General features: G+C 61.5%; 13 protein-coding genes and 1 pseudogene. 1 reads left to right on the top strand and 13 read right to left on the bottom strand.

Annotated features, from left to right (window positions below):
- Positions 1-12: 12 nt before the first annotated feature.
- A pseudogene (locus tag C2L64_RS35055) lies at positions 13-923 on the top strand (LysR substrate-binding domain-containing protein).
- Positions 924-941: 18 nt separating this feature from the next.
- Here the strand turns inward: C2L64_RS35055 and C2L64_RS35050 are convergent.
- From C2L64_RS35050 to C2L64_RS34990, 13 genes are all read right to left on the bottom strand, one after another.
- Positions 942-1817 carry a LysR substrate-binding domain-containing protein gene (locus C2L64_RS35050; protein ID WP_039900832.1) on the bottom strand — a complete coding sequence of 292 codons (876 nt, stop codon included), beginning with the start codon at positions 1815-1817 and terminating at the stop codon, positions 942-944.
- A 282-nt stretch (positions 1818-2099) separates the two neighbouring features.
- On the bottom strand, positions 2100-2723 hold the full coding sequence (locus C2L64_RS35045) for a VOC family protein (protein WP_007584671.1): 624 nt from the start codon (positions 2721-2723) through the stop codon (positions 2100-2102).
- A 410-nt stretch (positions 2724-3133) separates the two neighbouring features.
- Entirely contained in the window at positions 3134-4357 is a 1224-nt protein-coding gene (locus tag C2L64_RS35040; protein ID WP_007584670.1) for a M24 family metallopeptidase, read from the bottom strand.
- Between the two features lie 18 nt (positions 4358-4375).
- Positions 4376-5515 carry a hybrid-cluster NAD(P)-dependent oxidoreductase gene (locus C2L64_RS35035; RefSeq protein WP_007584669.1) on the bottom strand — a complete coding sequence of 380 codons (1140 nt, stop codon included), beginning with the start codon at positions 5513-5515 and terminating at the stop codon, positions 4376-4378.
- A 14-nt stretch (positions 5516-5529) separates the two neighbouring features.
- On the bottom strand, positions 5530-6786 hold the full coding sequence (locus C2L64_RS35030) for an aromatic ring-hydroxylating oxygenase subunit alpha (RefSeq protein WP_007584668.1): 1257 nt from the start codon (positions 6784-6786) through the stop codon (positions 5530-5532).
- Positions 6787-6904: 118 nt separating this feature from the next.
- Complete coding sequence (locus C2L64_RS35025; protein WP_039900831.1) at positions 6905-7831, bottom strand: LysR substrate-binding domain-containing protein; 927 nt, start codon at positions 7829-7831, stop codon at positions 6905-6907.
- A 27-nt stretch (positions 7832-7858) separates the two neighbouring features.
- Positions 7859-9007 carry a branched-chain amino acid ABC transporter substrate-binding protein gene (locus C2L64_RS35020; protein ID WP_007584666.1) on the bottom strand — a complete coding sequence of 383 codons (1149 nt, stop codon included), beginning with the start codon at positions 9005-9007 and terminating at the stop codon, positions 7859-7861.
- Between the two features lie 58 nt (positions 9008-9065).
- On the bottom strand, positions 9066-9476 hold the full coding sequence (locus tag C2L64_RS35015) for a cupin domain-containing protein (RefSeq protein WP_007584665.1): 411 nt from the start codon (positions 9474-9476) through the stop codon (positions 9066-9068).
- Between the two features lie 45 nt (positions 9477-9521).
- Complete coding sequence (locus tag C2L64_RS35010; protein WP_039900864.1) at positions 9522-10556, bottom strand: GlxA family transcriptional regulator; 1035 nt, start codon at positions 10554-10556, stop codon at positions 9522-9524.
- Positions 10557-10623: 67 nt separating this feature from the next.
- Entirely contained in the window at positions 10624-11625 is a 1002-nt protein-coding gene (locus C2L64_RS35005; protein WP_007584661.1) for a LysR substrate-binding domain-containing protein, read from the bottom strand.
- 213 nt (positions 11626-11838) lie between these two features.
- Positions 11839-12609 carry a pyrroline-5-carboxylate reductase gene (locus C2L64_RS35000; protein WP_086908982.1) on the bottom strand — a complete coding sequence of 257 codons (771 nt, stop codon included), beginning with the start codon at positions 12607-12609 and terminating at the stop codon, positions 11839-11841.
- Positions 12610-12676: 67 nt separating this feature from the next.
- Entirely contained in the window at positions 12677-14170 is a 1494-nt protein-coding gene (locus C2L64_RS34995) for an aldehyde dehydrogenase (RefSeq protein ID WP_007584657.1), read from the bottom strand.
- A gap of 17 nt (positions 14171-14187) precedes the next feature.
- Positions 14188-15519, bottom strand: a complete 1332-nt coding sequence (locus C2L64_RS34990; protein WP_007584655.1) for an NAD(P)/FAD-dependent oxidoreductase — start codon at positions 15517-15519, stop codon at positions 14188-14190.

Genomic DNA, 15519 nt, shown 5'->3' with positions numbered 1-15519 from the left:
CTGTCTCTGAAAATGCGAGCTCCGAACAATCTGAATGCCCTGCGCGCCTTCGAAGCGGTTGCGCGTCACTTGAGCTATCCGGCGGCAGCCGCTGAGTTGAACGTGACGCCTGCCGCCGTCGGTCAGCTGATTCGTGCATTGGAAAGTTATCTCGACGTCGAGCTGTTTCATCGGTCGACATCGGGTCCGTCGCGCCTGACCTTGACCGACGCCGCGCGGTCCGCGCTGCCTGATCTGCAAGGCGGCTTCGATCTGCTCTCGACGGCAGTCGAGCGACTCAGGGCGAGCAAGTCGCGCATCATCTTCACCGTGACCGTCCCGCCTGCTTTCGCGGACAAATGGCTGCTGTGGCGCCTCGAGTCGTTCCAGAAGCAGCATCCGTACTACGACCTTCGAATCGACACGAGCCGGCATCTGGTTGATTTCACCGCCGACCGGGTTGACACGGGCATCCGCTACGGCGCTGGAGCGTGGCCGAATCTGGTCTCGATGTTTCTGCTCCGAGACGAGTTTTTCCCGGTGTGCAGTCCCGCGCTCCTGAAAGGAAGACACGCTTTGAAGGACCCTGGAGACCTTCGACATCATTGATCCATGACATCTCGATGACCAGCTTTGGCGTGTTTCCGACATGGCGTTCGTGGCTCCAGAAAGCCGGATATGGAAAGACCGTCGATTGCGATCGCGGGTTGCAGCTCAATGATTCGGCTGCAGCGATCCAGACGGCCATCTCGGGAAATGGCGTTGCACTCGGCAGAACCACGCTCGTCGAACGAGACCTCGCCGAGGGACGACTGGTGCGGCCTTTCCACGAGATTCAAGGCTGCGAACTTGCCTACTATCTGGTGTTCCGAAAGGAAAGCGAAAACTCAGCGCCCGTCGTGGCGTTCAGAGAATGGCTACTGGCTGAAATTGGATCGCGGTGAATGAGCGTCGGCAACGAACTAGCTCAAATGCTCAGCGAGGATCTCCCTGACACCCGATACAAACGACGGCTCGCCGCAACGTGGCGGTACCAGGCTGAACTCGGCTTCCGGCAATTGCGGCAACTGCATGTGGTGTTCGAAAGGCGCAGCCGTCGATGGAATCGCAGAAGCATTCAGACAAGCGACGCCGAGTCCCGCCGCCAGCGCCAAATGCAATCCACCGATATTCGTCGCCGAATGCGCAATCGAATACGCAATGCGATGCTCATCCAGCATCCGTATGACAAATCGCTGCAACGAACAGGTTTCGGGCAACACAATCAGGGGAAGCGGAACGCCGTCCGGTAAAACAAAAGACTTGTCCGCAACCCAGTGCATAGGCTCGCAGCCCAGCATTCGGCGCTCGCCCGGCGCGACATCCAAAGAATATTCATCGTGCAGCACCCTCATCGACAACCCAATATCGAAAGTGCCCGTATGCGTCTGCTCCTCTATCAACGCGCTGTTTCGAAGCGCCACACGAAGCCGCAACTGCGGAAATTGCGCGCCTATCCGCTCGAAAATACCCGGCAAGGCATGAGGGCGAAAATAGTCGGTGACTGCGAGTCGCAACTCTCTGCTTGATTCTGCGTCGTGCAGGTCTCGCAAGGCGGCATCGCTGAGTGCCAGAATCTTGCGCGCATGCACGACCAATCGTTCGCCAGCGGGTGTGAGGCTCGCACCCATCTTTCCGCGGACCATCAGTGACAGACCGCATACCTGTTCGAGTTTTCGCAACCGCTCGCCAACCGCAGAGTGAGACCGGTACAAGCGAGACGCTGCCGCTGACAGACTGCCGGAGTCTGCGACGACAACAAGCGTGTTGAGAAGATCCAGATCCAAAGCGCGAGGCATCTATCCACCAAAAGGCACACGTCGTCGCGAATGGACGCGGCTATCCGCGCTGAGGAAAGGCCTGCATCAGTGATGCGCAGCGCGCAGAGGTGGCATGCAATGGGAGAGCCGCACGCAATCCGTACGCGACGATTGATCCCGCAAGAATATCACTATGATAATCATAGTGCAACACGGCGCGATGAAGGTAGCCGGAACCTCGACGGCCCCGGCCTACCGGAATGCACGCAGTGATCGTTCTGTTCCGGCGACTTCACCGCAAACGCTCAGCCCGGCAACTTGCTAGCCGGCCTGCTCGCGGACGATGAATTCGGCGTACCAGTCAGGCCAGTTTTCATCGTGCTGACCGGTCGTTTTCTCGTGTTCGCCGTGCGCGGCGGCAGCGCGGCGAAGCGCGCCCGCAAGTTCCTTGGACGAACCGAATGTCGTGTCGCCCGCCTCCACCCGGCCGGGGAGCCGTGACGTCACTTCCTGGAAAACCCAGCCATTTCCGTCGGGGTCGCTGAACGATGCGAACGAACCATAGGTGGCGCGCGACGGATGCGGGCCGCTCAAACGCCCTTCTTCACCAGCATGATGGAATACGCCGCCGACATCGTGGAAGACTTCGCTCACCTCGACGCCCCGCTCCACAAGCTCCGCGTGCGCGGCCTCCACGTCCGACACGATGAGGTGAAGTCCCTGCACTGAGCCGGGTTCTTCCGTCGTCACACCCTTGCCAAACAGGACCGAGCAATGCGAGCCTGGCGGCGTGAAGTGCACGACCCGAAACTGATCGTCTTTCACGAGATCGATGTCGAGCCTCCAACCCAACTGCGTGTAAAACTGCTTCGCGCGGTCGACGTCCGCCACGGGAATGACGACAACCTCCAGTTTCATGTCGACCGTTCTCTGTCCATTGCTCATGTCTAGCTCCTCACGATTGGCCAATCCAAGGGGGCAAATGCAAACAGGCAAGCTACAGCGGGGGAAGCAGACGGCCGGATCGAGTGGACGGGATAGCGGTCGGGTGCTGGCTCAGGGCTGCAGCGGCTTGCGCACCTGATTGGCAAGCAGCGCCAGCACCGATTGACCGACCGAATCTTCGTACAAGCGGGATCGCCACGGATCGCTGCGCCTCATTCAAAGTCTGTGAAAGACATCCAGATTCGTCAAGAGAATTTCCGGTGAAAACCCTCTGTTGTTATGCAACACATTCACGCCTCCGCAGCTTAAACATATCGTCATTAGCACAATCGTGCAGACAAGCGCCTTCCCGCCTCTCGCCGCGGCGCAGACGGAACCCGCCTTCCATCGACAGCTGGGGCGCAACGAGTCTACAGCCAGCCCGTTTCAAATCCGCATGATGTGAGCGGCTCGCAACCGTGCTCCGTGAGCACGACCTGCTGTTCGAGTTTCACACCCTCGCTGCCGCCATCCGCGCCGATATAGCTCTCGACGCAGAGCGTCATGCCGGCTTCGAACTGGCCGTCGTAGCCACCGCCGTCCCAATCGACCTGATGCGCAATGGACGGATATTCGTCCACCATGCCGATGCCGTGCGCAATGCAGCTATATCGGTTCTTCAGATACGCATCGGGGATCTTCCACGCTTTCTCGGAGAACTCACGGAATGTCATCCCCGCACGCAGCAGACTCATGTTGAAATGAACCTGCGAATAAGCGGTTTCATAGAGTTTGCGCTGCTCGTCCGACGGTCGAGTGTGGCCGACTGTCCACGTCCGGGAGATATCCGCGCAGTAGCCATTCGGCCCGACCATATCGGTGTCGAACGCCAGCAATTCCCCATGCTGCAGCACACGCGCAGAGCATTCCTGCATCCACGGATTGGTCCGGTCACCCGAAGACAGAAGGCGCGTTTCGATCCACTCGCCTCCGTGGCGGATATTTTCATAGTGAAGATGCGCCCAAAGATCCTGCTCGGTAATGCCCGGCCGAAGCTCGTGATGCATGCGCTCGATGCCCTTCTCGCACGCACGGATCGACTCGCGCATCAGCACCTGTTCATCCAGCGACTTGATGCTCCGCGCCAGCTCCATCATCGCTTGCCCGTCCAGCAGCGTCACGCCGCTTTCGACAAGGCAAGCCGCACCGAATGGATCGAGCCGGTCGACCGCAAGACGCGATTCGTTCGGCGCATGTGTGCGCAACACATCGATGATTTCCGCGCTCCAAACCTTCGCACGGCGTTCCGCATCGTGCCCCGCGTTGAAGAAGGTCCAGCCGATTGCATGACGCAACTCGACGTTCAGGCTCAGCCCTTTCCACACATGCTCACAGCTATGAAACTCCCAACCGATGACGCGGCCATCGGCGAATACCATCACATACCGCGACGGGTTTCGCCCCGTCCATATCTGCATGTTCGACGTATCCGTGGCGTAGCGGATATTCACCGGGTCATAGAGCAATATCGCGGGACAGTTGGCCTTTCTTAGCTGCTCCTGCACGCGCGCCAGGCGGTACGCCCTGACATCGTGCAGCGTGTGGTTCGTTCTCGTCGAATCGACAAGCGCGTCGATGACCTCGCATTCAGCCATGCGCTCGCTCCAAACGTGTCAAAGTTCCAGCACCAGATCGGACGTCGGACGGCTGCAACATAAAAGCCTGAAGCCCTTGACGACTTCCCGGTCACGAATCCCGCCGTTGTGTTGCATATCGACGCTACCTTCAAGCAGCTTCGTCTTGCAGGTTCCGCATACGCCCTGGCTGCACGACGATGGGATCGGCACGCCGGCCTTTTTCGCTGCGGCGAGCACCGTTTCCGTCGCGGTCATCGTGAACGACCTCGCCGAGCGGGACAGCTTGACCGTGTACGTTTCCTGGCTCACAGCGCTCTCGGACGGACGTGACGCCGGCGCCTGCACGACGACATCGGACGCGATGTCGAAACTTTCCTGGTGGTAGCGCGCCGGATCGTGACCGCCTTCGCGGAGAATCTCCCTCGCCGCGTCCATATAGCCTGCCGGCCCGCAAGTGAACACCTCGCGCTCGGTGTAATCGGGAATCCACTTTGCAAGAAGCGCGAGACTGAGCCTGCCTGTCTCCCCCGTCCAGTCGAGTTCATCGCCGACGCCTTCGCATACGAAGAACAGCCGAAGACGCGGCGACAGCTTCGCGAGCCTGCGCAACTCGTCGCGAAAGACGATATCGGCGGGCGTTCTCGCGCTGTGCACGAACGCGATATCGCGGTCGAGGCCAAGGTCGATGCTGGCGCGCGTCATCGACATCAACGGCGTCACACCCGAACCCGCCGACAGATACAGTGACTTCACCGCGCAAGTACTCGTCGGCGTGAAGGTGCCGGAAGGCCCGTACGCCTGCAACTGGTTCCCCGGCTTCATATTGTCGTGAAGCCAGTTGGACATGACGCCGCCCGGAACCCGCTTGACCGTAATGGACAGCAGCCAGGGACGCGTCGGCGGCGACGAGATCGTGTAGCAGCGCTCGACGGGTTGCCCCTTCACATTCGCCGACACCGTCAGGAATTGCCCGGGCTCGAAGCGCACGGGCAAACCGTCGCCCGCGCGGAACTCGAAGCTCTTCACATCATGCGTTTCGTCCACCACGCGGCAGCACGTCAGCACCTGCCGCTCGTTGCTCGGCCAGAGCCTGCCGCCGGACTCCCACGTGCTGGCATCAGTGAACCGGTCCGCTGCATCGGGCGCCGGGTCGAATACCCTTTCGACAGAATTCATGACAGTGACCTCGCTCAGATGCCGTGCGCGCTCAAACGCGCTGCATACCAGCGCGAGAACTGGTCCACGTAGGTTTCGGTGAACGGCGAGAACGTGCCCGGCGTGTAGGCCGGATCCTGCGTGCCCTCATGCGTGATTTCGACGAGGTGCTTGTCTTGCGTGTTGGTCGCGACCCACACTTCGGTCAGGTCCGACACCTTGTAATCGACGCCTTCCACTGCATCGGCATGAACGAGCCATTTCGACCGCACCAGCGTCTTGTCCGGCGCTAGCGGAATGATGTAGCTGATCACCGCGTGGTCGCTCATCACATGGGTCCATGAGTTGTGCGTCCAGAGGTGCATATCGCCGAGATCGCGGCGCTGCAGATTGCCTAACAGCCTGGTACTCGCCACTTTGGTGCTGAGCGTTTGCGATTCGCCGTTGCCCGCAATGACCAGTTGCTGCGTTCTGAACTGGGTGACGGCATCCTCGTCGAGCCGCTCGAAGGCGGCACTGATAAAACCGTCCCGCTCCCAGCTTGCCTGACACGCCGCGTTGCGCGATTTGTATTCGTCCAGCGCGCGCAGCGATTCTTCCGTCAGATTGTCCGGGCAAAAGCCGAAGTCTTCAGGAAGAAACGAGGCCGTCAGTTCGGGATGCGTGGCCGCGCAGTGATAACACTCGCGGTTGTTTTCCATCACGAGTTTCCAGTTGCCTTCTTCGATGATCTCCTGCTCGAAAGCAATCTTCGTATTCCGCAGGTCATACGGAGCGAAACGCGGCACCATGGTTTGTTCGAGTTTCGCGATGTCTTCGGGCGGCTCCGCGGTGAGGCACACGAAGATATGCGTGCCGACAATTTTCGTATGCACCGGGATCAGGCTGCGACACGTGGCATCGAAATCCTTGCCCATATGCGATGCGTGGCGCAGGCTGCCTTCGAGGTCATAGGTCCACTGGTGGTAAGGACAGACCAGCATGCCCACCGTCGACTTCCCCGCCTCCTTCAGGCGCGCGCCGCGATGGCGACAGACGTTCCGGTAGGTGCGGACGTTTTCATCGTCATCCCGCACGATCATGATCGACGCCTTGCCGATATCGACGACGGAAACGTCGCCCGGTTCGGGAACGTCCGCTGTCACGCCGACGAGAATCCAGTGCCTGTGAAAAAAGACCTCGACGTCCGTCTCGAACACGTCCTGACGGCCGAACAACTCGCCAGGCATGCCGTGACCGGACTGACGGCTGCGGATCAATTCGCCATGGGTTTTGAATGACACTTCGGACATCGTCTTCTCCAACGTTCGGGGGATGTGGGAACGTCGAACGTTCCCGCGATGAACCCAGTATTGGATTGACGAAAAAGAGCGTCAATGCGCTTTATTTTCGGTCTGGTATTACTTTGGATTATGCGAGCGAATCCTGCCGCAGCCAGTCGATCAGGCCGTCCGTGGCGGCCGTGATGGTGCGCCCATGCGGCACCACGATGAAGTACGCGTCATTCGGCTTGAGCGACGCGACGGGCAGCCTCACCAGTTCGCCGGTTTCGACGAGATCGTGAACGAGCCGTCCCCAGCCAAGCGCGATGCCTTCGCCATAACGCGCGGCCTGGATCGCGTCCGTGTAGAGGCTGCAGCGCAGCGCGAAGTTCAGACGCAGCGGCCTGAGGCCCACGGCGTTGAACCACGCTTCCCATCCCATCCAGCCTTCCGACGTCGAATCCGACTCGATCAGCGCCGCGTTCGCGACGTCCTGCAGCGATTGCGGCATGCCGCGCGACTCCACCCACTTCGGCGAGCACACAGGAAAGACTTCCTCGTCGAACAGCAAGGTTGCCGTGCCGTCGCTCCATCGTCCGTTGCCGAAGCGCACCGCGACATCGATCTCCTTGTGCCGCAGGTCCGCCGTGAACATCTGCGTGGAAAGGCGAAGCTGAAGATTCGGCTGCGCTTTCTTGAGCGAGGCGAGACGCGGCAACAGACGAAAGTGCGAGAACGCCGACGTCGCCGCCAGCACCAGTTCCTGCTGCACAGGGCCGCTGGAAAGCCGGTCGAACACGCCGGCAATTTTCTGCATCGACTCGGCGACGACAAGGTACAGCGCCTCGCCTTCTTCCGTAAGCTCGATGGAGCGGTGCAGGCGGTGAAAGAGCCGCACGCCGAGCGTGTCTTCGAGGAATTTGACCTGCCGGCTGACGGCCGCCTGCGTGACGCCGAGTTCGTTCGCCGCGACAGTAAAGCTGCTCAGGCGCGCGACCGATTCGAACTCGACGAGGGCCGTCATCGACGGAATGAGGCGCCGGTATCCTTTAGTCCCTGCAATAGCCGGTTTCATTTCGGCTCTCTGGTCAAATAGCTGAACTCATTCGGCGCTTATCGTCGTCACGGGTACCCATTTGCCGTTCTTCACCTGATACAGCGTCGACGTCGGATGCTTGAGGTCGCCGTATGCATCGAACTCGATCTTCCCGGTGATCCCATCGTATTGCGTCGTGCGCAGCGTGGGCATGAACACCTCGGGCTTTGCGGAGTTCGCCTGTTTCATCGCGTTGATCGCCACCCATGCGCAGTCATAGGCGAATGGCGCATAAGTCAACGTGTCCGCGCCGAAGCGCTTCTTGAACTTTTCCGCGAACGCCTTGCCTTGCGGCAGCGACTCGACAGGCCGCCCGTACTCCCACGCCATCGCGCCTTCGGCCGCACTGCCCGCGACACTGAGGAAGATGCTATCGGCAATGCCGCCGCTGCCGACGAACTGCGCGCGCATGCCGAGCTGTCTCATGCGCTTGGTCAGCAACGCGGCCTGATTGTCGAGTCCGGCGAAGTACAGCAGATCGGCATTGGCCGCCTTGATGGTCGTGAGTTGCGCGTTGAATTCGACGGCCTTCTCTTGCGTGTATTCCGACGCGACGATCTGGCCGCCCGCCGCCACCGCGGCCTTCTTGAATTCGTCCGCGGCGCCCTGGCCGAATGCCGTGCGGTCGTCCATCACGGCGATCCGTTGCGCCTTGGTGACGGTGACTGCGTACTTACCGGCATTGCCGGAGTTTTGCGCATCGGTGGCGATGATGCGGAACACGTTCTTCAGGCCTTGTCGCGTGATCGCGGGATTGGTCGCGGCGGGGTCGATCAATGGGATGCCCGCCTTGGCGAATATCGGCGATGCGGGTAATGCGACACCCGAGTTGTAATAACCGACCACGGCCACCACGCCGTCGTCGACAAGTTTCTGCGCCACCTGCACGCCGACGCGCGGGTCGCCCTGGTCATCCACGGAGGCCATCTCGAAGCGCACCTCCTGTCCGCCCAGCTTGATGTGCTGGGTGTTGGCTTCTTCGATGGCAAGCCGGACACCGTTTTCGATGTCCTTCCCGTTGGCCGCTCCGACACCCGTCAACGGCGCGGACACGCCTATCTTGACGACCTGCTGTGCAACGCACGGGTGACTTGCAAGCGTCATCGCGACGGCAGTCAGCGAGGCGAGAAGAATTCTTCGTGAAGTATTGACCATCGGTTCACCTCCGTTTGCGGGCACATGAGGCGCAAGACCCACTGAGGTTGCTTCCTGCTCAGTCTTGCGCGCGAGAAACGATCGTCGAGCCGGTATGCGCGACCACCAGCACCGTGCAGCCGCCTTCTGACGACGTGCTATGCCGCGAACCCGCCGCGTAGCACACCGTCTGGCCGGGAAGGAAATCGGTGCCGTCGTCGTCCGTGAACACGCCGTCAAGAATCATGATCAGCTCGGTTGAATCGTGCTGATGCTCGAAAGAGCGCGCGCCCGGTTGCAAACGCATCCAGTAGCTGCTCCACGCGCCGCGTTCGTCCTCGGCCACGGGAATCCAGAAGAAACCGGGCAGCACCGTGTCGCCGATCTTCATCGCGCGCCAGTCGCGCTCGTCGATCGAATACGAACGGCGGGCGTCCTTGACGTTCAGGCCGAAGAGAACCAGTTCATCACGCAGTTGCGCAGTCGTCATGTGGAGTTGTTCCTTTTGCCGGGTTGTACGTGCTCACCGCACCTGTCAGCTTGCGGCCAACGCGGGTGAGTGGCTTTGCGGCCTCGCCACGCGATACGCGTTTGGCGATTCGCCAAATTCTTTTCTGAACTCACGGCCAAGATGCGAAGCGTCGGAAAAGCCACACGACGCGGCGATATCGGCAACCGTGCGGTCCGAACTCGTCAGCAGCCACGACGCCATGCGTATGCGAATCTGCCGTCCATACGCATGCGGCGACTTGCCCGTTTCGGCCGCGAACAGCCGCTCCAGTTGCCTGACCGACATGTCCAGCCGTCGGGCCAGTTCCGCGAGACTCAACGGCTGCCCGATATGCTGCTCCATCAACAGGATCGCGCGCCGCACCTTCGGGTGTGTTGCCGGTTCGAGCCCCGGCGGATGCGGCTGCGGCGCGTTTCCTTTTTGCGCATCGTCGACCAGCATGATGCGTAGTGCCTTCTGTACGATCGTCGCCTCGACATGCCGCAGCAGGATCGCGGCAGCGACATCGATCGATGCGCGCCCGCCCGAACAGGTAATACGCCGCCCGTCGATCACGAACAACCGGTCCGCAACCAGATTGCGCTCGTCGACGCCGGGAAAGCGTTCGACGAAATCCCAGTAGTGGAACCAGCTCACGCAGAGGCGATAGCCGTCCATCACTTCGGCTCGCATCAGCGCGAACACGCCCGTGCATATGCCGACCAATGTCGCGGAGGTTTTCGCGGCGTCCCGGATGAACTGCAGCGTGGCCTTGCTAGCGGACGGCCCCGAATGCAACAGGCCGCCGACCACCACCACGTAATCGAATGCGCCCGCTTCGTCGAACGTGATCCACGGTGCGACCTGGATGCCGCAACTCGCCCTGACGGGCACCAGCGATTCCCCAACGATGGTCCACGAACAGCGCACGGGCCGGCTCATGTCGCCTTCATCGCTTGCCAGCCGGAGCAGATCGACGAAACCCGAAAACGCCGTCAACGTGAAATTCGGCAGCAACACGATCCCGAAGCGCAAGGGTCGGGACGTTCTGCTTTCGGTGTGAAGGGTGTCGCTCAACATGGCACTGCCTGCGTCGACGTTTTGTGAATCGTGGCCGCTCACGCGGCCTGAACGGATATCGGCCAATCTATTTCGCTGCTTCGGTTTCGACGCTTCGCCATTCGCGCATCATCGCGCCGACTTCTTCCCCGAGCCATTCGCGGAACTGCACATATTCGGGCCGCAGCTTCGCGTTCTTGTGCGTGATCACATAGTGATGACGGTCGTGGAATTCGAGCGCGTCCTGCACCGGACGCAACAGCCGGCCCTGCTCGACCTGACGATGCACGAGATGATGCCAGCCGAGCAGCGTACCCTCGCCCGCCTCGGCCTGCGCAACCAGCAGCCGGTAGTCATTGCTCTCCAGGTGCTCGTTGTCGACCAGCCGGTCCGAACCGTCGCCTTGCTGGAACCAGTTGCGCCACACGCGCCAGTCGACATGCTCGCAAACCTGAGCGCGCCCCAGCAGCGACAGATTCAAGGTGGGATACGACAACAGATCCAGCGGCTTCAGCGATCTGCCGTGAAAATGCCGTTCATGAAACGACGGGCTGCACACGGGATACACCACGTCGTGAAAGAGCGGCTCGATTTCGTACTCCGGCTCGCGCGGCGGATTCTTCGTGATGATGACGTCGGGTTCCATGAGGTCGTCCAGCTCCATGAAATGCTCGGTGACCATCACGTGCAAACGGATTTCCGGAAAACGCTTGCGAAACGACGGCAGCCTGAACGACAGCCACAGCGCCGAGAAAGTGTGCGAAACGCACACCGTCAGTGCATGCCGGTCGGTGCGGCGCACGGCTTCGGCCGCTTCGGCGATGTTCATGATCGACAGATAGGACGCGTTGTACAGAATGCGCCCGGCATCCGTCAGCGCGATATGTCTGCCCGTCCGCTCGAACAGCGCTACCTCCAGCGAGTCCTCCAGTTCCTTGATCTGCCGGCTGATGGCGGCTTGCGTGACGCACAGCACTTCGGCGGCTTGCGTGAAGCTCTCGTATCGGGCAGCCGTGACGAAGCATCTCAGCGCCCGCAGAGAAGGCATCTGCGCGAGCAGCCGGTCGGCGAACAACTGTTTCTTTTGCATGGCTTTCACCTGTGAAGCGGATGCGCAATGCGGCGACGGCGCGTCGAGCAGACAGCTCCCGCGAAAAATAGTGTGCGATTCTTCCTGGCAACTGGCAATGGCGGGCAACCCGAGGATGCAGCCGCATCCGCCGCGCCCGCAATAGCCTGCAGTCGCCTGCGTCTAACGATTATCCGCTGCTGCCGCGCTCACTGCGCATTCGCGCGCCAGCCGCTAGGCGCGGCCCCTGATACGCCGCAGCACGCCGTCGAGCGCTTCGCCGTAGTAAGCGTATGCCCCACGGCGGGAAAGCTCGGTATGTACCTGTTCGTTGATGCCGCCCGGTGTCATGCAATGCATGACCATTGCTGAAAACGGTTGCTCCGTCCGGGTCGTGTCGTGGGCGAGTCCCACACAGTAGCCGGACAAAAATGCCCGCGCGTCGGCGTAGTCGATGCCCTGCTTGGCAAGCCACGACGCCTGGGTTTCGAGCACCGCGTAGAAGCTCGCCATCGTCGCTGTCACGGCGGACAGCGCATCGAACTTGTCTTCGCTGTCGACTTCGATGGCTTCACCGAGCGCCGCGAAGATCGCTTTGGCGACCTCGTCGGCGGGGCAGATCGCGGTGCTGCCCTTACCCTCGGCGACGGCGGGCAGCGGCACGGCGCGCGCGATCTTGCCGCTCGTGCGGACAAGGCCGCGCAACTGATCGAGAGAAATGCCTGCCATGAAGCTGATGACGTGATGACGCGCGTCGAATTCAAGTTCGCCCAGCACCTCGGCCGCGATTTGCGGCACAACCGCAAGACAGGCGACATCCGAGTTATCCAGCACTTCCTGGTTGCTTGCGCAAACGTGGATGCGCCCGTCGAGCGCGGCAAGTTCCGCCGCCGTTCGCGCGTTGCGCGGCGACAGCGATATCCGCTCGAACGGCACGCCGAATCTGAGCATGCCTGTCACGACCGCTTGTGTGATCGTGCCCGTTCCGATGAATCCAGCTCGCATTTGGCCTCGCGTGTGTGTGATGCGGACCCAGCCTGCATGGCTGGGTCATCAGTTGTGTCGAACCGGTTTAGTCGAGCTTCAGCCAGGTGGTCTTCAACTCGCAGTACTGGTCGTGTGCATAGACGGACTTGTCGCGGCCGCCGAAGCCCGATTGCTTGAACCCGCCGAACGGCGTCGACAGGTCGCCCTCGCCGAAGCAGTTCACCGTCACCGTGCCCGCACGAATCCGCGCCGCGATCTTATGCGCGTGGTTCACGTTGTCGGTCCACAGCGAGGCAGCGAGGCCGTAGCAGGTGTCGTTGGCAATCTGCACAGCTTCGTCGATATCCGCATATTCGATGAAGCACACCACAGGGCCGAACACTTCGTCGCGCGCGATGCTCATTTGCGGCGTCACGTTGTCGAAGATCGTCGGCTCGACGAACCAGCCGCCCGAGTCGGTACGCGTAGCCTTGCCGCCGCATACGACGCGCGCGCCTTCCGCCTTCGCTTTTTCAATGTGTGCGAGCACCTTCTCGCAATGCTTCTGCTCGATCAGAGAGCCGAGTTTGACGTCGGGGTCGAGTGGATCGCCCGTTTTCCATCCTTCCAGAACCGCTTGCATTTTCTCCAGCAAGCTCGCCTTCAGCGACGACGGAACCAGAATGCGCGAGCCTGCGCTGCAGTTCTCGCCCATGTTCCAGAACGCGGCGGCGACGGCCTGCTCGGCGACGGCATCGAGATTCGCGACGTCGGGCAGCACGACCTGCGGGTTCTTGCCGCCGCATTCGAGCACGACGCGCTTCAGGTTCGTATCCGCCGAGTAATGCAGAAACCGCTTGCCCGTTTCCGTCGAACCGGTGAACGCCACCAGATCGACGTCCGCGTGGCGGCCCAACGCCTGACCCGCGCTTTCGCCGAGGCCGGTCACGACGCTCAACACGCCTGCGGGCACGCCCGCTTCCAGCGCGAGATCGGCGATGCGCAGCGTGGACAGCGAGGTCTGCTCCGCAGGCTTCACGATCACGCTATTGCCGACCGACAGCGCCGGGCCGATTTTCCACGCGAGCATGAGCGCCGGAAAATTCCACGGCAGCACCGCGCCCACGACGCCGATCGGTTCGCGCGTGATCATGCTGACGACGCTCGCGCCCGACGGCGACAGCGCGTCGTATCGCTTGTCCGTGACTTCCGCGTGCCAGCGGATGCACGCCGCCGACTCGGGAATGTCCAGTCCCAGGCATTCGCTGATCGGCTTGCCTGCCTCGAGTGCTTCTAACAGCGCCAGTTCTTCCGCGTTGTCGTCGATCAGTTGCGCGAGCCGCAGCAGCACCGCTTTACGTTGCGCGGGCGCGGCCTTCGACCACACGCCGGATTCGAATGCCTCCCGCGCCGCCGCGACCGCGCGGTCGATATCTTTCGCATCGCACTTTGCGATGTCGGCCAGCACTTTACCCGTCGAAGGATTGAGCGTCGCAAACGTCTCATTCGATGCCGCGTTTGCGCGTTGTCCCGCGATAAAGGCTCTACCGTCGAGCGACAAGGCTTGCGCTTTCTGCTTCCATTCCTGATACGTCGTCATGTCCTGTCCTCACAGATTTAAAGCTCGGCCCCGGCCGAAAATTCCTTGACCCAGATCGCCGCCGACACCGCGACGTCCGCAATGGGACGCACGGGCAGCGAACGCGGATGCGGCTGATTCAGAAGCTGACGTACGAGATCGCTGGACTGACCGAGCGCGTATTCGGCGATCAGCTTGCCTGACGCCGACCCTCGGCTTAAGCCCAGGCCATTGCACCCGACCGCTTCGAACACGCCATCGGCCCTGCGCCCGAACAACGCACCGTTGTTCGCCGACAGGCACAACGGACCGCCCCACGTGTATTCGAGTTCGACGTCCTTCAACATCGGAAAGCGCCGGTCGAATGACCGTTGATGCAGGCTCTTCGCTTTCGCCAGATCGGCCGGTGATACTTCGAGGTTCGGCCGGAACGCAAAGTGATTGCGAACGCAGATGCGGTCCGTAATCAGACGACGCACGGTCGAGCCCATCGGATCGGCGGGAATCAGCGCCCATGAGCGCGTGCCGCCGAGCCGCCGGACTTCTTCCGGCTTCATCACGCGTGTCATCGACGCGAACGTGTACACGGGCAGCAGGCCGTTCGGATGTCCGCCGAAGGTCGCCGCATAGGCGTTGGTGCAGAGAATCACGCGCTTCGCGACGATCTTGCCTCCCGCGAAGGTCAACACCTTCGAAAGCCCCTGGTCTTCTATCCGCGTCGCCGCGCTGAGTTCGAACACCTGCACGTTCTCGGGCAAGCTCGCAGCGAGACCGCGCATCAGCGCCGCGGGCTGTACCGTGCTGCACCCAGGCGTAAAGAGCGCGCCCTCGTAGAAGTCCGTGCCCGTCACCTTCGCGATGGCGGCTTCGTCGAGCCATTCGAATGCTTCGTCGATGCGTTCGAGACCTTCGGCGAAATGCGCAAGCGCTGTATGTCCCTTCCGGTTCACCGAAGCGTGAAATTTCCCGTCGTCGCGCCAGTCGCACTCGATGTTGTGCGCCTTCACGACCGAGCGCACATAGTCGATGCCGTGACGCTGGAAGCGGACGTCCGCCTTGTCCGCTTCCACGCTGCGCGAATAGCTCTCGCTGCTGATGTCATGCGGCAGATCGACGAAGAAGCCGGAATTGCGCCCGGCCGTCGTGCGCCCGATGCGATCCGCCTCGACCAGCGCAATCGACGCATCGGGCGCAAGCTCGGCCAGGCGCCGGGCCGCGCACAAGCCCGTAATACCGCCGCCGACCACGACCCAGTCGTAGCTGCGCTCAGACGACACCGCGACCGCAGGCGCGGGCGGCGGCAGGCTTTCCCACCATCCGTTCACACCATCGGGAGCGGGAAACCGCGCGAATTCCAGTTTCGAGGTCAT

Origin of the sequence: Paraburkholderia hospita (assembly GCF_002902965.1) — a bacterium.
Lineage (GTDB): Bacteria > Pseudomonadota > Gammaproteobacteria > Burkholderiales > Burkholderiaceae > Paraburkholderia > Paraburkholderia hospita.
This window is presented reverse-complemented; position numbering and strand designations above follow the sequence as displayed.